The sequence below is a fragment of the Elizabethkingia miricola genome (assembly GCF_001675285.1).
Lineage (GTDB): Bacteria > Bacteroidota > Bacteroidia > Flavobacteriales > Weeksellaceae > Elizabethkingia > Elizabethkingia miricola.
The window spans coordinates 44,119-66,491 of sequence record NZ_LSGQ01000004.1; the positions used below are offsets into that span (position 1 = coordinate 44,119).

At 34.9% G+C, this 22,373-nt stretch carries 19 protein-coding genes; 11 read left to right on the forward strand and 8 right to left on the reverse strand.

Going from position 1 to position 22,373, the window contains the following annotated elements:
• The first annotated feature begins 164 nt into the window (after nt 1-164).
• Complete coding sequence (locus ATE49_RS06210; RefSeq protein ID WP_065081466.1) at nt 165-824, forward strand: glycosyltransferase family 32 protein; 660 nt, start codon at nt 165-167, stop codon at nt 822-824.
• An 80-nt stretch (nt 825-904) separates the two neighbouring features.
• On the opposite strand, the gene ATE49_RS06215 is transcribed toward ATE49_RS06210, so the two are convergent.
• The 4 genes from ATE49_RS06215 to ATE49_RS06230 form a co-directional block, all read right to left on the reverse strand.
• A complete protein-coding gene (locus ATE49_RS06215; protein ID WP_065081467.1) occupies nt 905-2,488 on the reverse strand; it encodes a 2-oxo acid dehydrogenase subunit E2 in 1,584 nt (527 codons plus the stop codon).
• Nucleotides 2,489-2,570: 82 nt separating this feature from the next.
• Nucleotides 2,571-3,572, reverse strand: coding sequence for a pyruvate dehydrogenase (acetyl-transferring) E1 component subunit alpha (pdhA, locus tag ATE49_RS06220; protein WP_034867329.1), 1,002 nt, complete (start codon nt 3,570-3,572; stop codon nt 2,571-2,573).
• 160 nt (nt 3,573-3,732) lie between these two features.
• On the reverse strand, nt 3,733-4,749 hold the full coding sequence (gene galE, locus ATE49_RS06225; protein ID WP_045179646.1) for a UDP-glucose 4-epimerase GalE: 1,017 nt from the start codon (nt 4,747-4,749) through the stop codon (nt 3,733-3,735).
• Between the two features lie 17 nt (nt 4,750-4,766).
• The gene (locus ATE49_RS06230; RefSeq protein WP_065081468.1) at nt 4,767-5,891 is read right to left on the reverse strand and encodes a DegT/DnrJ/EryC1/StrS family aminotransferase; all 1,125 of its coding nucleotides are present in this window, start codon (nt 5,889-5,891) and stop codon (nt 4,767-4,769) included.
• Nucleotides 5,892-6,264: 373 nt separating this feature from the next.
• Between ATE49_RS06230 and ATE49_RS06235 the strand changes: the two genes are divergently transcribed.
• Both ATE49_RS06235 and ATE49_RS06240 read left to right on the forward strand, forming a co-directional pair.
• Nucleotides 6,265-8,349, forward strand: a complete 2,085-nt coding sequence (locus ATE49_RS06235; protein ID WP_065081469.1) for a TonB-dependent receptor domain-containing protein — start codon at nt 6,265-6,267, stop codon at nt 8,347-8,349.
• 23 nt (nt 8,350-8,372) lie between these two features.
• Nucleotides 8,373-9,065 carry a hypothetical protein gene (locus tag ATE49_RS06240; RefSeq protein ID WP_065081470.1) on the forward strand — a complete coding sequence of 231 codons (693 nt, stop codon included), beginning with the start codon at nt 8,373-8,375 and terminating at the stop codon, nt 9,063-9,065.
• Between the two features lie 95 nt (nt 9,066-9,160).
• Here the strand turns inward: ATE49_RS06240 and ATE49_RS06245 are convergent, their stop codons facing one another.
• A complete protein-coding gene (locus tag ATE49_RS06245; protein ID WP_065081471.1) occupies nt 9,161-9,985 on the reverse strand; it encodes a YXWGXW repeat-containing protein in 825 nt (274 codons plus the stop codon).
• A 266-nt stretch (nt 9,986-10,251) separates the two neighbouring features.
• Complete coding sequence (locus ATE49_RS06250) at nt 10,252-12,789, reverse strand: phosphoenolpyruvate carboxylase (protein WP_065081472.1); 2,538 nt, start codon at nt 12,787-12,789, stop codon at nt 10,252-10,254.
• A 367-nt stretch (nt 12,790-13,156) separates the two neighbouring features.
• Between ATE49_RS06250 and ATE49_RS06255 the strand changes: the two genes are divergently transcribed.
• From ATE49_RS06255 to ATE49_RS06290, 8 genes are all read left to right on the forward strand, one after another.
• Nucleotides 13,157-13,690, forward strand: a complete 534-nt coding sequence (locus ATE49_RS06255) for a GNAT family N-acetyltransferase (RefSeq protein WP_065081473.1) — start codon at nt 13,157-13,159, stop codon at nt 13,688-13,690.
• Nucleotides 13,691-13,792: 102 nt separating this feature from the next.
• Entirely contained in the window at nt 13,793-14,230 is a 438-nt protein-coding gene (locus ATE49_RS06260; protein WP_065081474.1) for a DUF6326 family protein, read from the forward strand.
• A 61-nt stretch (nt 14,231-14,291) separates the two neighbouring features.
• Nucleotides 14,292-15,014 (forward strand): phytanoyl-CoA dioxygenase family protein, encoded by a 723-nt coding sequence (locus tag ATE49_RS06265; protein WP_179195566.1) that lies wholly within the window; start codon nt 14,292-14,294, stop codon nt 15,012-15,014.
• Nucleotides 15,015-15,045: 31 nt separating this feature from the next.
• A complete protein-coding gene (locus ATE49_RS06270) occupies nt 15,046-15,546 on the forward strand; it encodes a hypothetical protein (RefSeq protein ID WP_179195567.1) in 501 nt (166 codons plus the stop codon).
• Nucleotides 15,547-15,689: 143 nt separating this feature from the next.
• The gene (locus ATE49_RS06275) at nt 15,690-16,853 is read left to right on the forward strand and encodes an iron-containing alcohol dehydrogenase (protein ID WP_065081477.1); all 1,164 of its coding nucleotides are present in this window, start codon (nt 15,690-15,692) and stop codon (nt 16,851-16,853) included.
• Between the two features lie 4 nt (nt 16,854-16,857).
• The gene (locus ATE49_RS06280) at nt 16,858-17,517 is read left to right on the forward strand and encodes a GDSL-type esterase/lipase family protein (RefSeq protein ID WP_065081478.1); all 660 of its coding nucleotides are present in this window, start codon (nt 16,858-16,860) and stop codon (nt 17,515-17,517) included.
• Between the two features lie 56 nt (nt 17,518-17,573).
• Entirely contained in the window at nt 17,574-18,407 is an 834-nt protein-coding gene (locus ATE49_RS06285; RefSeq protein ID WP_065081479.1) for an HAD family hydrolase, read from the forward strand.
• A gap of 41 nt (nt 18,408-18,448) precedes the next feature.
• Nucleotides 18,449-19,255, forward strand: a complete 807-nt coding sequence (locus ATE49_RS06290) for a patatin-like phospholipase family protein (protein ID WP_065081480.1) — start codon at nt 18,449-18,451, stop codon at nt 19,253-19,255.
• 93 nt (nt 19,256-19,348) lie between these two features.
• Here the strand turns inward: ATE49_RS06290 and ATE49_RS06295 are convergent, their stop codons facing one another.
• Nucleotides 19,349-20,695: a DEAD/DEAH box helicase gene (locus ATE49_RS06295; protein ID WP_065081481.1), complete on the reverse strand. Its 1,347-nt coding sequence runs from the start codon at nt 20,693-20,695 to the stop codon at nt 19,349-19,351.
• A gap of 21 nt (nt 20,696-20,716) precedes the next feature.
• Nucleotides 20,717-22,366: an ABC1 kinase family protein gene (locus ATE49_RS06300; RefSeq protein ID WP_065081482.1), complete on the reverse strand. Its 1,650-nt coding sequence runs from the start codon at nt 22,364-22,366 to the stop codon at nt 20,717-20,719.
• Nucleotides 22,367-22,373: the final 7 nt, after the last annotated feature.

Sequence of the window (22,373 nt, forward strand, 5' to 3'; positions counted from 1 at the left end):
CATTATAAATTATCAGAACACTCCTCGAAAACACTCTTTTAATTATATATAATATTAATATTTCTTTACCAAAACATATATTTTTTAAACAATAACTCCTGTATTATTAAATAAGCAGTCTTTTTATTTATTTTTGTATTATTATATTAAAAACTAAAATAAAGATGGCAATTCCAAAAGTTATCTATCAAACTTATAAAGATAAAATTCCTTGGTATACTCATTTTATCATATGGAGATTCAGACGAAAAAATAAAGATTTTCAATATGAATTTTATAACGATGAACAGGTTGATTTTTTTATAAAAAATAACTTTCCTTCTGATATTTATCATGCATATTCCAGGCTTCAGATAGGAGCTGCAAAAGCAGATTTTTTCCGTTATGCAATATTATATAAAAAAGGAGGGGTATATCTGGACATCGACAGTGATATTCTGATTGATCTCAATACGTTTATACAACCCGATGATAAAGCTATTCTTACTTATGAAAAAAATAACAAAGTATATGCACAATGGGCCATGTTTTATGAGAAAGGGCACCCATTTCTGAAAGAAACTATAAGATTTATTGTACACAATATTCAGCATAATAAATACCCACATAACGTACACGCCACTACTGGGCCTTCTATTTATACAGCAGCAGTACGCAGAGTGATTTTAAAAGATCCAGATGTTTCATTTAGAATGACTACAAAAAATTATAAAGGAAAACTGAGATTTAAATATATTATGGCCCGGATATTAATGAACAAACTCATTAATCCGGAATATTGGAAAAGAAAACAATTAACAACTCCCGTAGTCAGGCCTGAGTAGAAATCATAAACACTTTTTATAAACGAAAAAAGCCCTCCTCAATGAAGAAGAAGGCTTTTTTCTATTATTTTGTTGAACTTTTATACCAATAAGCTTAATGGATTTTCAAGGTAAGTTCTTAAAGTTTGTAAGAACTGAGCACCTGTAGCACCATCAACCACTCTGTGGTCACAAGCTAATGAAAGCTTCATCGTATTACCAACTACAATCTGACCATCTTTAACAACAGGCTTCTCGATGATAGCACCTACTGAAAGAATAGCAGCATTTGGCTGATTGATAATACTTGTAAATGTTTCGATACCGAACATTCCAAGGTTAGAAATAGAGAAAGTACTTCCTTCCATTTCGTTAGCTTTAAGACCTTTGTTTTTAGCTCTTGCAGCCATATCTTTTACTGAAGCCGAAATTTCAGAGTAAGACATATGATCTGTATTCTTCAACACAGGAACTACTAACCCGTCTGGAATAGCCACAGCTACACCAATGTTGATGTTTCCACGGTGAATGATCTTATCACCTGCCCATGAGCTGTTTACTTGTGGATGCTTTCTTAAAGCAATTGCAGTAGCCTTAATAATCATATCGTTGAAAGATACTTTAGTATCTGGCAAGCTGTTGATCTCTTTTCTTGCTGCAATAGCTTTATCCATATTAATTTCCACCATCAGGTAGTAATGAGGAGCCGTGAATTTACTTTCAGAAAGTCTTTTCGCGATCACGTTACGAACCTGAGAGTTTGGAGTTTCAGTATCTTCACCAGCTACAAAGTTAACTACAGCTTTAGCAGGAGCTGCCGTTGCAGCTGTAGCAGCCTGTGTAGAAGGTTGATAATTTTCAACGTCTTTCTTCACGATTCTACCACCATCACCTGAACCTTTAACATCTGAAATATCGATTCCTTTATCTGAAGCAATTTTACGTGCTAATGGAGAAATTGCTACTCTGTCACCTGTAGATGAAGCTGCAACAACTTCTTCTTTTGGCTGAGTTGCAACTGGCTTTTCAGATGCCGCCGGAGCCGCATCGGATTTAGCCGCAGGTTTTCCTGAAGTTAATCCAGAAACATCTGTTCCTGCAGGACCAATAATTGCTAAAACAGTGTCAACTAATGCTGCACCAGATTCAGCTACCCCTTGATAAAGTAATGTTCCGTTGAATTCAGATTCGAAATCCTGTACCGCTTTATCGGTTTCAATTTCTGCTAGAATATCTCCTTCTTTTACTGCATCACCAACATTCTTGTGCCATTTAGCAACTTTACCTTCTGTCATTGTATCAGAAAGACGAGGCATTGTGATAATTTCTACACCAGCAGGTACTTCTGCTGAAGCAGTAGATTCAGCTGCTGCAGGTTTTGCTGCTGCCTGTGCAGGAGCTTCTTCTTTTGCAGGTGCGCCACCGATTAATGCTGAAATATCTTCGCCTTCTTTACCAATAATACATAAAACAGTATCTACAGGAGCTTGACCACCTTCAGCAACACCCTGATAAAGTAATGTTCCGTTGATTTCAGATTCAAAGTCCTGTACTGCTTTATCAGTTTCGATTTCAGCAAGAAGATCTCCTTCTTTAACCGTATCACCTACATTTTTATGCCATTTTGAAACCTTACCTTCCGTCATAGTATCCGAAAGACGCGGCATTGTGATTACTTCTGCCATAATTTTCTTTATTTAAAAATTTGAAATTTGAGAATTGAGATTATAAAATACTTTATACTCAAATTCTAAATTAATATCGTTATTAGTTTTCTAGTTTATCAATGAATGGATAGTCTGGCTCTGAGTATACAAAGTCATAAACCTGAGATAAATCTGGATATGCAGAGTTTTCCATGAATTCTACACACTCTTCAACAAATTCTTTAGACTTTTCGTCGATAGCTTCTAATTCAGATTCAGTAGCCCAATTGTTTTCAAGAATTCTGCTCTTCACTAACTCGATAGGGTCTTCATTCTTCATCATCCCTACTTCTTCTTTAGTTCTGTATGGCTCAGCATCAGACATAGAGTGACCTCTGTAACGGTAAGTTCTAGCTTCTAAGAATGTTGGTCCTTCTCCTCTTCTTGCTCTTTCGATAGCTTCGAAAGCAGCTTCAGCAACTTTTTCAGGATCCATAGCATCTACAGGCATACAAGGCATTTCATATCCTAAACCTAATTTGTAAATATCTTCGTGGTTTGAAGTTCTTTTTACAGAAGTACCCATTGCATACTGGTTGTTCTCCACAACAAATACTACCGGAAGTTTCCAGTTCATTGCCATGTTGAAAGTCTCGTGAAGAGATCCTTGACGTGCAGCACCATCTCCGAAGAAACAGATGTTTACACCACCAGTTTTGAAATATTTATCTCCAAAAGCGATACCTGCTCCTAATGGAATCTGGCCACCTACAATACCGTGACCTCCGTAAAAACGGTGCTCTTTGCTAAAAATGTGCATAGAACCACCCATACCATGTGAAGTACCGGTAACTTTACCACATAATTCCGCCATAATTCTTTTAGGATCAACCCCCATTGCCATTGGATGGATATGACATCTGTACGCAGTAATCATACTGTCTTTGGTTAAATCCATTGCATGTGTAAAACCTGCAGGGATTGCCTCCTGACCGTTGTAAAGGTGTAAGAAACCTCTGATTTTCTGCTTCAAATAAAGAGAACGACACTTATCTTCGAAGCGTCTCCACATCGTCATATCCTCGTACCATTTCAGGTAGACTTCTTTAGAAAATTCTTTCATGTGTAACTATTGTTATTTATTTAATAATCACAAATAACCATTAAGGTTTTATGATTATTGAATCGAGAGCACAAAAATACTAAAAAACTTCTTTATTTTCTGCATAAGATTATGAAGTCTGATTATATTTCTGTGAACAGATTCTAAAATTGTTTTATTATTAATCTCTGCTTTCCAAATGTTTTTGCCACTGCCATGTTGTTTTCAGGGCTTCTGTAAGACTTGTATCAGCCTTCCAGCCTAGCTCTGCCTCTGCTTTTGATGCATTTGCATAAGCTATTGTAATATCACCGTCACGACGTGGTTTAAACTCATATTTCACTTCTACATCATTAGCTGTTTCAAAGCTTTTAACAACTTCCAATACAGATGATCCTTTACCTGTTCCAAGGTTATAAATATCTACAACTGTATCAGTATCTGCAGCGATTAGCTTTTTAAGAGAAGCAACGTGTGCTTTTGCCAAGTCCACTACATAGATATAATCACGAACAGCTGTTCCGTCTGGTGTTGGATAATCGTTTCCGAAAATACTTAAATACTCGCGGACACCTGCTGCAGTCTGGCTAACATAAGGAATAAGATTGTTAGGAACACCAAGAGGCAGCTCTCCGATTAAAGCACTTGGATGGGCGCCAATAGGATTAAAATATCTTAGTAAACTTACTTTCTTATGATGGGCAATAGCAAAATCTTTGATAATCTCTTCTCCCATCTGCTTGGTTTTCCCATAAGAAGATTCAGGTAATTTAAGCTCTGTTTCTTCATTAATAGGCATTTCATCTGCTTGTCCGTAAACAGTACATGATGAGCTGAAAATAAAGTTAGAAATATTTTTCTCTTTAAATTCCTGAAGAATATTGATCAGAGAAAAAAGATTATTTTCGTAGTAATCAACTGGCTTTTCCTGACTCTCTCCTACTGCTTTATAAGCTGCAAAATGAATACAGCCTTCAATTTTATGAGCCTCTAAAACCTGAGTTAACAGCTCTCTTCTTTTTAAATCAAAAGGATAGAATGTTGGTCTTACGCCTGTAATTTTCTCAATACCGTCCAGAACTCTTTTCTCGGTATTGGAAAGATCATCGATAATTACAACATCAAAGTTGTTCTGGATAAGCTCTACTACTGTATGCGAACCTATATACCCCAGTCCTCCTGTTACTAATATTGCCATAGTTATAGTTTTGGTTTTTATTTCATGAACTCTAAAACAGCATCGGTAATATACTTCAACTGCTCTTCATCTAACTCAGTATGCATTGGTAAAGAGATTACCTGATCTAATAACTTATCAGTATTTACAAAGTCTGCATCATCGCTTTCCTGGAAGTAAGCCTTCTGCTTTCTTAAAGCTACCGGATAATAGATCATGGCAGGAATTTCTTTAGAAGTTAAAAACTCCTGAAGTTCATTTCTTTTACCGTTTAGGATTCTTAATGTATACTGATGGAAAACGTGTGTAGAGTCTGTTGCTCTCTCTGGGACTAAGATGTCCGGATGATTTGCGAATGCATTATCATAATAAGCTGCAGCTTCGTTTCTTGCTTTTGCATATTCATCAAGAAGTCTTAGTTTTATTCTAAGAACGGCTGCCTGCACACTGTCTAAACGGGAATTAACTCCTACCTCATCATGATAATATCTGCGGTACATTCCATGGTTTACAATACCGCGGATTTTATATTCCAACTCATCATCATTAGTAAATATCGCACCACCATCTCCATAACATCCAAGGTTTTTAGACGGGAAGAAAGATGTAGTACCTAAAGTACCCATCGTTCCGGATTTCTTTTTAGTTCCGTCGGAGAATGTATAATCGGCACCAATAGCCTGAGCATTGTCTTCTATTACATAGAGATTATGCTCTTTAGCTACTTTTAGTATTTCTTCCATATTGGAACATTGTCCGAATAAATGAACAGGAATAATAGCTTTAGTTTTTGGCGTGATTGCAGCTTTCAGCTTTTCAATATCAATTGTAAAGGTATTGTAATCTACATCTACCAAAACAGACTTTAGCTTTAATAAATGAATCACCTCTACCGTAGCGGCAAAGGTGAAATCTGCTGTTATTACTTCGTCTCCTTCCTGAAGGTCTAATGCCATTAATGCAATCTGCAAAGCATCGGTACCGTTGGCACAAGGAATAACGTGTTTTACGTCAAGGTAGTTTTGTAGTTCTGTCGTGAATTCTTTTACTTCTGGTCCGTTGATAAAGGCTGCTGACTCCATTACCTTTAACACTGCTGCATCTGCTTCGTTTTTTATTTTTTGATATTGACCTTGCAGGTCAACCATCTGTATTTTTTTCATGTAAGACTATTATCGTACAAATTTATTATTTTATTTTCAGAACCTGTTATAAAAATGAGTTATATCATTCATTAACCACAACTATTACCAGAAAAGCTTTACAGACATTTACCTCTTCAGTAAATATGTTCAAAAATGGACAACCGGTGTACGAAAATGAACACTGTCAACTTTTTTTTAAAATGCAACTTACTGATTTAAAGTAAATAATAATACCATTTATTTTTTGGTATTCTTTTAACATTAATATAGGTAAGAAAAAATAATTACCAAAAATTAGATTTTACATTTTTAAAAATTTAATTGGAAAATTTGCATAACTAATATTTTAGTGATAAAATTGTATAACTAAAACATTAGGTAAATAACTAATATGAAAAAACTAATAACACTAGCTGCAGCATTAACTGGATTACTGATTACGGCGCAGGAGACGAAAACCACAAAAGACACGTTACAACAGAGCAAGGAAATACAGGAAGTAATCCTTAAATCACAACGCAAAAAACAATTTGTGGACAAAGCAGTATATACATTCAGTGAAGAAGCTTTAAAACGAGCCCGTTATGCAAACGATCTTCTGAAAACCTTACCTGAACTTCAGTTTGATCCGATTTCCAATTCGGTTGCAAGTATAAAAGGTGGGACAATATTATTACTGATTAACGGAGTCGAAGCTACCGAGATGCAAGTGCGTACCGTAAAGCCTGAAGATGTAATTAAAGTAGAATATTATGACAATCCACCAACCCGATGGGCAACACGTGCTGATACAGTTGTCAATATCCTTACAAGAAATCCGGAAACTGGTTATGTATTCGGATTAGAAGCGACTTCAGCTCTTAACACAGGATTTGTGAATGGGTCAGCTTATGCCAATTATACCAAAGGGCGAAATAATCTGGGAATGGATTATACCTTTAACCTAAGAGATTATGATAACCGACAGTTTAGAAATACATATGATTATATGTTAAACGGTAACCATTATAGCTCGGAAGAGAAAAGAAAGGATCATTTTGGTTACACGACCCAAGGAATTACACTACGTTATAACAATATTCTAACCGGGAATTATGCTTTTCAGGCAAAACTAAACCTTGATCTTTCAACAAGCTTCTCAAAAGCTAACGGACTTAATGCCTTTACAAAAGATACATCAACTGAAGAACATGGAACTTTAAGAAATACCTCTTCAGATTATAACAAACCAACAATAGACTTATATTTCTCTAAAAATCTGGGTAAAAAAGATGAGTTAAGTATTAATCTCGTTGGCTCTAAATACACCACTAATTCTGCTGAATTATCAAAAGAATGGGTTATTGCCAATAATCAGAGTGTATTTGATAATGATATGAACCTTAAAGCAAAGCAAACAAGCCTTGTTGGAGAAATAGCACACACACATGATTTTAGTATTGGAAAGCTAAGTTCTGGTTACAGAATTTCCAATAATGCAATATCTAATAATTTACAAAATTTGCAAGGTAACTCTTATTATGAGGTGAATTACCTGGAACAATATTTCTATACGGAATTCTCGGGGAAGAAAAACAAATTAATGTACAGAGTAGGCCTGGGTTTAACTAATATTCATAACCAAAGTGCTGAAATAACGAATAATGAGTGGACCATTACTCCAAAATTAATTTTGGGCTATCAGTTAACTAAAAACCAGAGTTTAAGATTTACAAGCAGCTACGTTCCTAGAAGCCCTTCGAGTTCTGCTTTAAGCAGCAATGTAGTACAGGTAGTCCCAAACATTGTAAGAAGCGGAAATCCTTATCTGAAAACGCAACGTTCATGGGGTAATAATCTTATATATTCTATGAACAATAAGTATTTCGATATCAATGCAAATCTGTTTTTTTGGCACAGAGATCGTGCCATTAACCAGATGTATGTTGCAGATCCAACCTTTGGAGGTTATATGCTAACCTATGAAAATGCACAATATTCTCAGCAATATGGAATGCAGTTAACTGGTTCAGTAAAGCCTTTTGGAAATAATCTACTCGTAGTGAAAGTTGTTTTCTCACCAGCATCAGAACTATTCAAGACCGGTTCCGGAGCCGTTCTTAAAAATAATTACTTAGGAAACTACTTTGTGATTTCTTCAGAATATAAGTCTTTCAATATTCAGTATCAATATACTATTCCATATTACACACTGAACGGTGCGTTTTTGAGTACTAACGAGAATGCCAACCATATTTTTGCTAATTATAAACATAATAACTGGAGCTTCAGTACCGGAATGTACTGGTGGGGAATGCCTTCAGAATACAAATCTAAAACTTTACCGGAGAGCCTTGTAAGCTATACCGGGCACACACAAATTTTCAATAACAAATCTATGTTTATTCTGGGTATTGGTTATGACTTTGCAAAGGGAAGAAAAAATGAAATTCAGAAAAAACTAAATAACGATACAGCACCGCCTGCTACATTCTAAAACTAACTTAAATACATTCTGCTATGAACAAATTAATTTATATTCTCATCAGTATTTTGGCAACAGTACTTGCTTTTAAAATTTATGCTGCCGAAAGAACTGTCCAATACAGAGATATGGAGCTTGCCGGAATTGTTGTTGACTCTCAAAGTTTGTCTCCAATAGAAAAAGTTTCAATTCTGGACAACAACAATAAAAAAATCGGAGAAACCGATTCCAACGGATATTTCAAAGTAAAATTTACAGTAAATAAAACCGGGGAAGTTCTTTTTAAAATAAAACTCGAAAAAAGCGGATATCAAAGCTTTACGCAAAATGACCATTGGAGCAATTTAGCTAATCCTTCAGGGAGTTTTTGCTTTGGAATGAAAAAAAACAATACAGAAGGTGAAGCATTCTCTAAAATCCTGGGTAGAAATTTGACTTATACCTACGCAAAAGCTAGCGTGGAGCAGATAAAAGAAAACAGAAAAGCAGATGGGATTGTTAACTCTGCTAAAAAAGGTAATGACAATCTTATTTTAACCATCAACGGTGAGAAATATCTGGTAACCAATTTCAATTATTTTAAACTGGGATCTAAAGACAAATACATTATGGTCAATGATATTATCCAACCTATCAAAGGTCTGAACAACACCCTTAAACGAAGCAATATTAAAAACCTTAGCCGCCTTGGCGGCAAGGAAGCACAATTCGACCTTACTACATTTTAAACTTACATTCAATTCATACTAATTCTTTAGTAAGATACCCCTCATAATGAGGGGTATCTCCATTTAATAACCTAAAATATAATTTATGAAAAAAATTATCTTCTTCTGCCACCTTCTCCACCACCTCTCTGCATGTGAGGCTGATGCATTCCTCCTCCCATACCGGGTCCTCTGAAGTTGTTTCTGTCAGGTCGTGGCATTTGCATGTTGTGATTTTGCTGATTTCTGAAATCTTTCATCTGATCATTATGTCTGTTGAGCATATCCTGATTAATTGCTCCATTGTTTCTCTCAAAACGCATATCCGGATTATTTCTGGCTGCCTGATTATGGTTTCGTTGATCATCTGTTGGGACAGAACTACTACGTTGCTGTTTCATGTACTGCCGATCGTCATGGTTAGGAGTCATATTCACCCCTCCTCTTCCGTTATAGCTTATCCGGTTAGCGTTATTTACGTAATGGTTGTCTATATATGTATTGTGTATGTTTGTATTTACCCGTGTAACTGCTGTATTATATACATAAGTATTTCCACGCCACATACCACCTGAAAAACCTGTTCCGAAATAACCGAAGCCGTAATTAATTCCGCCATAAAAACCTACACGAGGTCCCCAATAGCCGCGATGCCATGCATACATACCGTTATTAAATCCCCAGTAGCCCGGAGTCCAAAGCATTCCTATAGAAGGTGGCAATGTCCAGTAGCCAGGTACCCAATAATATCCGGAATACTGATCGTATGCCCAATAACCTGGAATCCATATATAACCGTCTGACGGAGGCATTGGCTGTGTGTATACAGGTATTGGCGGAGGAGCAATGTTTATACTAACGGAAAGCTGTGCTTTTGCTTGTGTGCCTAGTGTCAATAATGATACGATTGACAATATATAGGCTAAACGTTTTGCTTTCATGATACTGAATTTTATATCTCATATTTTTCAAATAAAATACCATGATGTTCAATTATGTTAACTTTAAATGCATTTAACACATATTAATGACTTTATTTTTATTTTTAAGTTCTTAAAAATTATGTTAAACCCTTTTGTCAATAGCATTTTACACTTATTTCTTTATCATTAACGACATAAAAAACTTCGCTTTTAATACTGAAATCTGCTTATAAAAAAAATAAGCCTACCGAAGTAAGCTTATTTTTTATTATTTAGATTAACATCTATGCTGAATTACGACTCGCATTAATGTTCCCGAATAATGCCCTTGTGACAATCTTTTCATAGGTTTCTTTATGCGGATTCTCTTCTTTAATCTTTTGTAAAGCATATTGCTGAATGGTTAGCAATGGCAGAACTATATTTTCTCTCATTTTAATAGAACTCTTAGACAATGGTTCTTCCTCCATCAGAGATTTGTAATTGGCTATTTCCAATAGCATTTCATGAGTCAGCAGGTATTCGTTGTGCAGGATCTGCCAAAATTCACCAAACACTTTGTCATTACGCAGATAATAGGTCAGCGGAAAGTAAGTCTTACTCATAGACATCATACTATTCTGAATAAGGGTCTTGAAGAACATAGATTCTCTGTATAGCTTTTTCAGATCTTCCAGCCTTCCCTCTTCTTTTAATCTTTGTAAAGCCGTACCCACACCAAAGTATCCGGGTACATTCTGCTTCAACAGACTCCATGATCCTACAAACGGGATTGCTCTCAGATCTTCGAATACCAGCTGCCCGTCATTTCTCTTACTCGGACGGCTTCCGATATTGGTACGTCCATAATATTTCAGTGTACTAACCTCTTCCAGATAAGGCACAAAAAGAGAATGATCTTTCAGTTCTTTATATTTCTGATAGCTAATGCCGGCAAGCTCATTTAGTAAAGCTCTTTCCCAATCTTTTAGATTTATTTTGTCCTGAGGGAAAATTTCATTTTCTAATCCGGCAGTAAGCAACTGCTCAAAGTTGAAGGTTGCCTGATCTTTCGTTCCAAAGACACTGGTAATTGTTTGCCCCTGAATTGTTAATTCTATCTGGTGGTTGGCAATACTTTTCCCCTGCGCTGCATAAAACTGGTGTGTTTTACCACCACCACGTGCAGGAGGTCCGCCTCTGCCATCAAAGAATATTACCTTGATATCGTTTTCATCCGAAACCCTTGACAATACTTCTTTGGTAGTATAAATATCCCAGTTTGCTTTTATATACCCAGCATCTTTTGTTCCGTCTGAAAATCCAAGCATAATAAATTGTCTGCCATTACGGCGATTCAGATGTTCTTTATACTGAGCAAGGTTATAAAGCCTGTTCATTGTTGCCTCTGCATTTTCAAAGCCTTCTATGGTTTCGAACAGCGGAACAATATCTATTTTTATATCCTTATCGGCATAACCACAATATTTGAATAAGGCATAAACATTCAGAACGTCATAAATAGAAGAACTATCAGAAATAATATAACGGTGAATGCTTTGCTCTCCATTTAGCTTCTGAATATCTTTTACCTGATAGATGTTTTTCAGTGTATCTTTTACTATATCATCACTATAATTTTCAGGATTAACCTGTAAAGAAGTGTTGAGAAGCAGATTCAATTTTTCGTCTTCATTCAATGCATGGTAATCTTTACCAAACTCTTTTTCAAAAATCTGCTCCAGCGCTTTGTAATGGATTTTACTGTTCTGGCGAACATCCAGCGAAGCGAAATAGATCCCAAATAAATCTATACGGCCTATCAGATCGTCAATTTTATCAATAAACAATCCGTTATTATTTTCTTTTACTTCATGTCTTATATCCTGTAAAGCTCTTTTGAATTCTCCGGCAGTAAGATCATATTTATTCTCAAAAATATTCTGATACACCCTTTCACTAATTTGTCTCAACATTTCAGTGACTTTGGGGAAAGTAATTCTTTTACGGAGCTTTTTAAGGTGCTCGTAATAGCATTTAAGGATAGCCAGTCTCAACTCGGATGATACTCTCTGAGTAATTTCTGCAGTTACGAAAGGGTTACCGTCTCTGTCTCCTCCAGGCCAAAAGCCTAACTGGAATAAATGCGGATTTATGTCAGCATCATCAAAAATACGTTTGGTATCCCGGTACAACTCTCCCAGAGTATCATAATAAACATAGCGCAGATAATAGATAATACTCTGAGCCTCGTCATAAGGTGTTGGCTTTTCCTGATTGATAAATGATGTCATCCCCAACTGCTGCAGGAGCATATCGATATTGGTAACTGAATCGGATTTTATAGCCTGATTCAGATCATGGAGAATGGATTGTACGGAATTGGAATAAAATTGTGTCGGGTGTGCTGTAAACACAACTTTAACACCAAATTGTTCCATTTTCTCTTTAATAATTTGCAGTTTTCCCTGTTGGGATGCAACTTCATACAAATTACGGACAGTTCCGGGATCAGTATTGGCATTTAGTGTAGAAAATGCCGAATCCTCGATACTGTCGAATAATACTACCTGTCTTTCTACATACTGAATAATACGGAACAGAAGATCTATTCGTTCCTCTTCTGTTTTCAGGTCTGTATGGCTGTCGAAGAAATGTTTCATTACCTCCATCGGAGATTTTCCATTTTCGTAGCCTTCTTTACTCTCTTCATGGAGAAAAGGTAAGAGCATTCCGATATTGGTCATTTTATCGTATGGAAGGCTCATGAAAAGGCTATTATAGATCTGAAATTTGTTTTTTACAATTTGTCTGAATTTTTCTACTTGTTCATTGGTCTTCATTAACGTTATTAATTTTGGTGAAAAGTTAAGGCTTTTATTGGATTTTATAGTTTAAATATTTGCAAAATCTTCTTATTATAAATTTATTTATTCAAAAAATACAATTATATAAATCCTGACAAAATATTTAAGCCTATCAAATTTAGGCAACATTTAATTCTTTACAAAGAAAATAATTACCTTTGTAGCATGTCTAGCGCTAAGAAGATATCCGCATAATACATAACCTCTGACATTTCTGTCGGGGTTATGGCAATTTCTGTTTATTCAGACTTTTCAGTCTGAAGATTTCTAATTATTATATTTTAACAAACATTTAGCCCGTTAATTTTTAATTGACCAGCAAATGAAAATTTAAAAAATCAAAATGAATATCCTTTTTAGACAAGAAAATAAAGACGATTATACAGCTGTATCTAATGTAATTCAAAGAGCTTTTGAAAATGAAGAAATGAGTGATCACAGCGAGCAATATTTAGTAGAAAGACTAAGAAATTCTGAGGCCTTTATTCCGGAGCTTTCTATAGTTGCTGAGATAAACCAAAAGATCGCAGGACATATTTTGCTCACTAAAATTAAAGTCGTAAATAAAGAAAATAAAGAATTTGATTCCCTGGCATTAGCTCCGGTCTCAGTACTTCCGGAATATCAGGGTAAAGGTATTGGCGGAAAACTAATAGAAACCGCTCATAAAAAAGCTAAGGAATTAGGTTTTGGTTCTGTTATTTTATTAGGTCATGAGAATTACTATCCCCGATTCGGTTATGAAATAGCCAAAAAATATGGAATTAAATTACCTTTTGATGTACCCGATGAAAACTGTATGGCTATAGAGCTTATAAAAGGCTCTTTAAAGGGAGTTGAAGGAACGGTTGTATATCCTAACGCTTTTTTCGAATAATAAAATATATTATTTATTATACTGCCAGTGCTTTTGCACTGGCTTTTTTATGATGTAACTGTAACCAAATAAACCAATAGCTGTCTTACTAAAAAAGCTTGTATGAATATTCACACACCTCACAAAACCAATTTGGAAGACTCGAAGATTGATGTAAAGATTAAACTGGCTGCATTATGGGCTTCTGTTACATTATGCTATTTATATGGAGATTACTTTGAACTCTACATTCCGGGAAAAGTTAAAGGACTTATTGATGGACACAACCTTCTCAATGATCCTCAGAAATTATTTGGTGCAAGTTTACTATTAGCTATTCCTGCTGTTATGGTCGGGTTATCTGTTATTTTGAATCCAAAGCTCAACAGATTATTTAATCTTATTTTCGGAATACTTTTCACCTTGATTATGCTGCTTATTGCCATTACTTCTTTGGATTCATGGAGAATGTTTTATGTATTTCTGGCATTAACAGAAAGCGCTATTACGATTCTGATCGTTTTATATGCATGGAAGTGGCCTAAGCAGAAATTAAGTTAAGCAAGGAAAGGCATTTTTCCTTACTTTAGCTCATAATAGTATTTACAAGTCTATAAAGAAAATGCAACTATACGACACTCTGCAACATAAAAATAAAATTCAGGAATCAGGTTTTACAACTATTGATCAGGTTTATACAGACGAAGAGGTACAGTCTATTCTTGGAAAGATAGAACAAGCCGACAATTCTAAAGATACTTTTAGAAAGTCAAAAGATTTATTTGCAATCAGACAATTTCTGAAGGAAGTTCCGGAAACCTATGATTTAATTTTCAATGAAAAATTAAATCATATAATCCATACCATATTCGATTACGATTATTTTGTTGTAAAAAGTATTTATTTTGATAAGCCTGAGTCTTCAAACTGGTATGTAGCCTATCATCAAGATCTGACTATTTCTGTTGATAAGAAAATAGAAATGGAAAATTTCGGTCCATGGACTACAAAACAAAATCAATATGCAGTACAGCCTCCTCTCGAAATTTTACAAAATATTTTTACAATCAGAATTCATCTTGATGAAACAAATTCTGAAAACGGTGCACTAAAAGTTATTGAAAATTCTCACTCAAAAGGCATTTACAGACCGGAAACCATTGACTGGAAAACGGAAAAGGAATCTACCTGCAGTGTGAGCAAAGGTGGAATTATGATTATGAAACCTCTTTTATTACACAGCTCAGGCAGAACCGTCAATAATAAAAAAAGAAGGGTTATTCATATTGAATTCTCAAATGTAGATCTTCCAGCTCCTCTTAGATGGTCTGAAAAATTAAGCTAATCTTTCATTTTCAATGCTTTTGGCTACCAGTATGGAAAATAACAAAACATTTGATACTAATGATCTTAAAGTTGTTCTCAAGTATAAATATTTAGTAAATGCTGAATATTTAAAGAGTATTTTGTTTGAAAATGAAATCTTGGCAGTGATCAATTATGATGAATCTACGCTTCTGGTAGATGAGATTAATTATAATAAGTCTATATCAATTATCAGTAAAGAAAACATTGATGAAAGCAAAACAATAGATCAGGAAAATTTCATGGAAGAATATGATGAGTGGAACAGATATAATACTAACCCGGGACATTATTTAGGCGGAAACATTCCATTCTTTTATAAAACAAGATCAAATCATTTAAAATTTACGCTTGTTACATTAATTAGCCTTGTGATACAAATATCCATCATGTTTATAGCAACAAATATAAGTTTATGGAATATTCTATTTCTAATAGTCACTATAATTACCGGAATCAACTTTCTGATTTCATGGCTTAATTATAAATCTGAAAAAAGAAACGCGCAATAATTTGAGTTAAGGTCTTTCCTTTTTGCATTATTTGTATAATTTCATAATATAGATTTTATAAGTCTGAATATTCGCAAAATTCAACATAATCCGGCTTAATGCATTAAAATAAAGCCCTACATTTGTTAGGCAAAATCAATCCTATGCTAAATTTTAAATATAAAAATCCAACCAAAATTATTTTTGGAAAGGGTGAAATCGCTTCACTTGGAAAAGAGATTCCTTCAGATGCTAAAATTCTTCTGTTATACGGAGGTGGCAGTATTAAAAAGAATGGCGTATATCAACAGGTAAAAGATACTCTGGCAAATCATCAGGTAGAAGAATTTGGAGGTATTCCTGCTAATCCGGAATACGAAGTACTGATGGAAGCTTTACAAGTTATTAAAGAAAAGAATATTACTTACCTTCTTGCCGTTGGTGGCGGATCTGTTATCGACGGAACCAAATATCTTGCTACTGCTGCAAAATACAATGGAGAGCCCTGGGATATCCTTAGAAATTCGGTAAGAACTATGGAAGGACAGGCTTTACCTTTTGCTACGGTATTAACTTTACCTGCTACAGGTTCGGAAATGAATTCCGGCTATGTTATTTCAAGAAGAGCTACTCAGGAGAAATTATCTTCTGGTGGACCGGGATTATTCCCACAAGTTTCTGTTCTTGACCCTGAGGTTATTCGTTCTATTCCAGAAAATCAGATTGCCAATGGTATTACCGACGCATACACTCACGTAATGGAACAATACATGACCTATCCTATTGGGGCTACATTACAGGACAGATTTGCGGAAAGTATTTTGCAATCTTTACAGGAAATTGCGCCTAAGGTTATGCAGGAAGAATTTGATTATACAGCTGCTGGTGATTTTATGTGGAGCTGTACTATGGCACTTAATGGACTGATTCAACAAGGTGTTCCTTCAGATTGGGCTGTCCACGCTATAGGACACGAACTTACAGCATACTACGGTATAGATCATGCACGCACACTAGCGATTATTGCGCCTAGCCATTACCGTTATAATTTGGAATCTAAAAAAGAAAAGTTAGCTCAATATGGCGAAAGAGTATGGAATATCACGGAAGGAACAACGGAAGAGAAAGCATTAAAAGCCATTGAAAAAATGGAGCAATTCTTCCATTCTTTGGGAATACTAACTAAACTTTCAGAATATACAGAGGCATATAACGGAACTGCAGAAAAAGTTGAAAGTGCCTTTATCAGTAGAAATATGGCAGGTATTGGGGAGCATAAAAAACTAACTCCTTCCGATGCTAAGAAAATTGTTGAAATGAGCTATTAAAACCATGAAGAGATTAAGAATGATATTTGCGTTTGTAGTATTACTTTCAGTAACACTTCAAGCGCAAGAAAAAAGAATATTCTGGCACGATATTCAGGAATTTAAAAAGAGAGACAGTTTAAATGGAATTCCTCAAAATGCTATATTATTTATTGGGAGTTCAACCTTTACCAAGTGGACTGATATTGCTAAATACTTCCCTCAGAAGACCATTATTAACAGAGGTTTTGGCGGTTCAAGACTTTCTGACCTCAATTACTTTGCAGATGATTTATTGAAACCTTATCATCCTAAACAAATTGTAGTTTATTGTGGAGATAATGATTTTGTATCGGAAGACAAGCCATCTGTAGATACTGTGGTTGCAAGATTTAAAACCTTCTATGGTAAAATAAGACAGTATTATCCTAAAATTAATGTATCTTACATTTCAATTAAGCACTCACCTTCCAGAGAAGGCTACTGGCCACAAATGCAGCAGGCTAATAAGAAAATAAAAGCTTTCCTGAAAAGTCAGAAAAACACTTCATACATAGATATTACCAAAGTAATGAATGATAAAAATGGTGTTATTAGAAAGGATATATTTCTGGATGACATGCTCCATATGAAACCATCGGGTTATGCTATATGGGAAAAAGTGATAGCACCTTACTTAAAATAATTACGAAATGCTCCTGACAGGAGCATTTCGTAATTATATTTTTGCGAAAAAATTATATGACAAAAAATCTATTTTATCTTTTTCCAATCGTCATCTTATTATTTTCCTGTCGTAATAATGATAGCGAACCTAGGGAAACTCTTATTAGAGAAGCAAACTTAACTTTTAACCCACCTAAAAACGCTTCTAATTCGGACCTTTTTTATTATTACAATTTTAAATATGATACAAATAATAGATTGGTAGAACGAATAGGTGCTCCTATAATGGATCCATCTGGTAACATAATAACTTTCACCTATAAAATTTCTACAACAATTGAATATGGAAACAAATCTGCATCTATAAAAGGAAGCTCCACAGAGTTAATCGTTTCTAAAGATAAAAAAGAGAACTTGATTTTCAATGAAAGCAACCAAATTATCGAGAGAAATATCATTAATGAAACTTTTCCGAAATTGAATAAAAAAACAAAATATTTTTATAATGGAAAGCTTTTAGTGAAAACGGAAACTACTTTTCCTAACAATATATTTAATCCGGAAAGGCCATATGACTATATTGAAACAATTATTGAGAAATTTGCTTATGACCCAAATGAAAACCTTCAAAATATAATAACAACAAGACTCCTAGCAAATGGTATGGAATCCACAACTCAAGTATATGAAAAACAATTTGGTAATTATGATACAAGTAGAAATCCTTTCAAAAAATTAAATGTTTTAAATGACTACTTAGAAAGAAGTTTATCCAGAAATAATTTCAGATACATGGCAGTCATTTATTATACTTCAAACAGTAAACAACTTATCTCAGAAACAGAATGGAATTTTAATTATGATTCCAATGGTAACATTATTTCGAGTAACTCTATAACTCTGGAATAATATTTTAATGCAATAAACAGAAGCATTATAAAATCAAAGTTATGGAAGTCAACAAAAATATATCTTTAGTCCTTTCCGGTGGTGGCGCCAGAGGCTTAGCTCATATAGGTGTTATCGAAGAACTGGAGAGACAAAACTTTAAAATCAATAGCATTGTTGGAACTTCCATGGGCGCTTTAGTTGGAGGAATATATGCCATGGGCAAACTTCAGGAGTTTAAAGAATGGATAGTAAAGCTTAACCGTTACAGTTTTCTGAGGCTTATAGATTTTTCTTTCAAAAACGGTGGCTTCATTAAAGGTGAAAAAATTCTGAATATCCTAAGTCTGGCCATACCCGGAGAAAATATTGAAGACCTTAAAATTCCGTTTGCATGTCTAGCAACAGACATACAGGCACATCAGCCCGTATACATTAACTCAGGAAATATTTATGACGCTATAAGGGCTTCTATAGCTATACCCTCTGTTTTTACTCCGGTTATAAAAGATAATATGGTTTTGGTAGATGGCGGTGTTCTGAATAACATTCCGATTGATTATGCCATAAAAACGAATCCGGAAGATAAAATACTTGCGGTAAACGTTAATGCCAGAATTCCTTTTGAAGGAAAAGCGCTTCCTACACCTTCATCTAAGCTGGGAATGCTGAGACTGACTAACCGGACTATATCTTTAATGATTGAAACCATTGGTAACTTTAATCTTAAAGAACATGCTCCTGATTTTATGATTAATATTTCCCGTTATTCCTGCGAATTATATGAATTCTATAAGGCTCAGAACCAAATAGAATATGGCAGAAGATGTGCCCGGGAGCAGCTGAAAAATTATTTTACACAGCACTAAAGAAACATCAGAGATTTTTCATTTAATATATTCTTGAAGCTCCAAATATAAAAAACCGTGTAAATTCTTACACGGTTTTTATTTGATCTATTATTATCTCTTATTTCTTTTAGCTTTTTGTTTCTGCTGATTTCTGTTAGCAGGCTTTGTTTTAGGTGGTTTTCTTTTAGTAGGTCCACCAAGGTTAATTTTTTTATTTTTATCCTTCTTCTCATGAAAGGCTCCACCACCCTGCGTAATATCCGGTGCCTTTGTAGGATTCTTCATTTTGACCTCTTCTTTTTCAGATTCGATCTTTTTAGGATTAATGATTACTTCCTCAGGGAAATCAATAAACTGAAGCTCTTTGTTCATTAAAACTTCAATCTCCAACAGTAAAGCTTCTTCTTTTTTAGTAATGAAAGAAATTGCTGTACCATCTTTATCAGCACGACCTGTACGACCGATACGGTGAATATATTGTTCCGGAACCTCTGGGACTTCGAAATTGAATACATGGGTAATATCTGAAATATCTAGACCACGTGCCATTACGTCTGTTGTAATAAGACCTCGCACTTCGGCATCTTCAAATTTACGCATGGCTCTTAATCTGTAGTTTTGAGATTTGTTAGAGTGGATTACATCAAACTGATCCGGATATAACTCGTCTAATGTATTGAAAAGGTAATCTGCATGTTTCTTATTATTAGCAAAAACCAATACTTTAGACATACCTTCATCACTTTCCAAAAGATGCTTTAACAAATTGATTTTAGTATTGAAGTTTTCGACCTTATAGCCTTGCTGTGTAATTTTTTCTAGCGGAGTTCCGGATTTTGCTAAGCTTATTTCTTCAGGACCGTTAAAATACTCATCCAGCATTGTATCTACAGCTTCCGTCATCGTTGCAGAGAATAGTATATTTTGTCTCTTCTGACGCATAACTTCAAAGATATGAGTTAACTGTGGACGGAATCCTAAGTTTAGCATTTCATCAAACTCATCAATAACAAGATGACGTACATCCTTTAGGCTTATTGCATTATCTATTGCTAAGTCCAATACCCGGCCTGGTGTTCCTACCAAAATATCACAGCCATTGTCAAACAATAATTTCTGCGTATTGATATTTTTGCCACCATAGATACCTATAACACGAGCAGCCATGTTTTCAGTTAAGTTTTCAAGTATTTCCGTAACCTGTACAACAAGTTCACGGGTAGGTACTAAAACCAATACTGTAGGGTTATCGGCTTTGGAATATTTCCACATTTTGAGAACCGGTAATAAATAAGCCAGAGTTTTACCTGTACCCGTTTGTGCAATACCCATAACGTCACGTCCGGACAAAATGGGTTTAAAGCTTTTCAGCTGAATAGGAGTTGGTACAGTTATTCCGTTTTGCTCTAATGCCGAAAAAAGATTTTTCGGTAATTCGAAATCCTCAAATGTTATCATCCTGCAAAGATAGGAGATTTTTTATTTATTTTTTCGCAACATGCGTAAGCAAAGCACAATGAATAGAAATAATGAAATCACTAACCCTAATATACCAAGTAATGACACCTGTCCTACTAAAGGTTCAGCCTTACCTACCCACAAAATAGCTGTAACAATCATATTGGCACAAAGGATAAGTGCCAGGACTAGATCATGAAATCCTCTTTGTATAATATTATTGGTTTTGGAAAGATTTTTAATTTCTGTATTCAGGGTAAGTGTTCCTTCATTTGCTTTCAGTAAAACACTACTAATTTCACGGGGCAAAACATCAATATGCTCTGCAATTTCCTCAGCTCTCTTTACCCCTTTATTAAATAGATATCCCGGGCTAATACGCTTCATCATGATCTTCTTCACATATGGCTCGGCACTTTTTACAAGATCCATGTTAGGATTTATTTTTCGGCCTACACTTTCAATAAGACTTATCCCACGTACCAGAAGGTAAAAGTATTCCGGCATGTTCACTTTATTTTCCATCAGAATAGCACGCAGCTTATTCAGAATAAAGCCTGCATCAATATTTTCCAGGGATTCATTATGTACAAAATCTAATACCTCCTGAAGATCGTTTTCCAGTTTACGTTCATCTTTAATATCTATTTCAACCGCCATTTTTTTTATGACTTCAATAAGCTTCCGAGGTCTTTTCGAAATGAAATTAATAATAAAGTTTTCCAGTAATTCTTTGTCCTGAGGAAAAATAGTTCCTGCAGCTCCAAGGTCTATAAATACAACTTTACCGTCCGGTTTTACAAGAATATTTCCGGCATGTGGATCTGCATGAAAGAAGCCATAATCCAGAATCTGAGCTAAAAATAGCTGCAACCCTCTGTCAGCAATAACCTCAGGGTTCAATTCATAGCTTTTTAATCCTTCCAGATCTGTAACTTTAACCCCGTCTATAAATTCCATACAAAGTACCTCGTTGTTACTCAGTTCTTCATAAACTTTAGGAACATAAGTGTTTTTGTTATTTTTAAAATTAAAGGCAAACTTCTGGATATTTTCTTTTTCCTGCACCAGAGAAAGTTCAGTAAGCAACGATTTTTCAAATGTAGCAATAGCCTTATTCAGATCCAGATGTTGTGCAAATTCAAAATAAGTATTGAGAATCTTTGCAAGATCTTTCATGAGTAACAAGTCATCTTCAATAACTTCCTGAATCCCCTGCCTCTTTACTTTTAATACCACAGGACTTCCATCTTTTAGTATACCTTTATAAACCTGTGCAATAGAAGCAGAAGCAATAGGTTTCCTGTCTAAAGACTGAAAGGTATCTGAAATATTGATGCTAAATTGTTCCTCCAATATAGAATCCAGATCAAGATCCTGTACTTCTACCCTGTCTTGTAGGTTTTGTAGTTCAGTAATCATATCTTTAGGAAGCATATCCTCCCTATTACTGAAAGCCTGACCTATCTTAACAAAAGAAGGTCCCAATTCTTCTAATGCCATACGAATACGTTCGTATACTGTATTCTGGGTATCCGTCTCATCAGAGAAATTTGTTTTCTGATCATTCTGTCCTCCAATTCTGGACACAATATCTTTAAAACCATATTTGGCAAGAACCGAAATAAGACGGCTTGTACGCTTTAGCTTTCTCTGTTGTTTGTTTAGCATTACAATA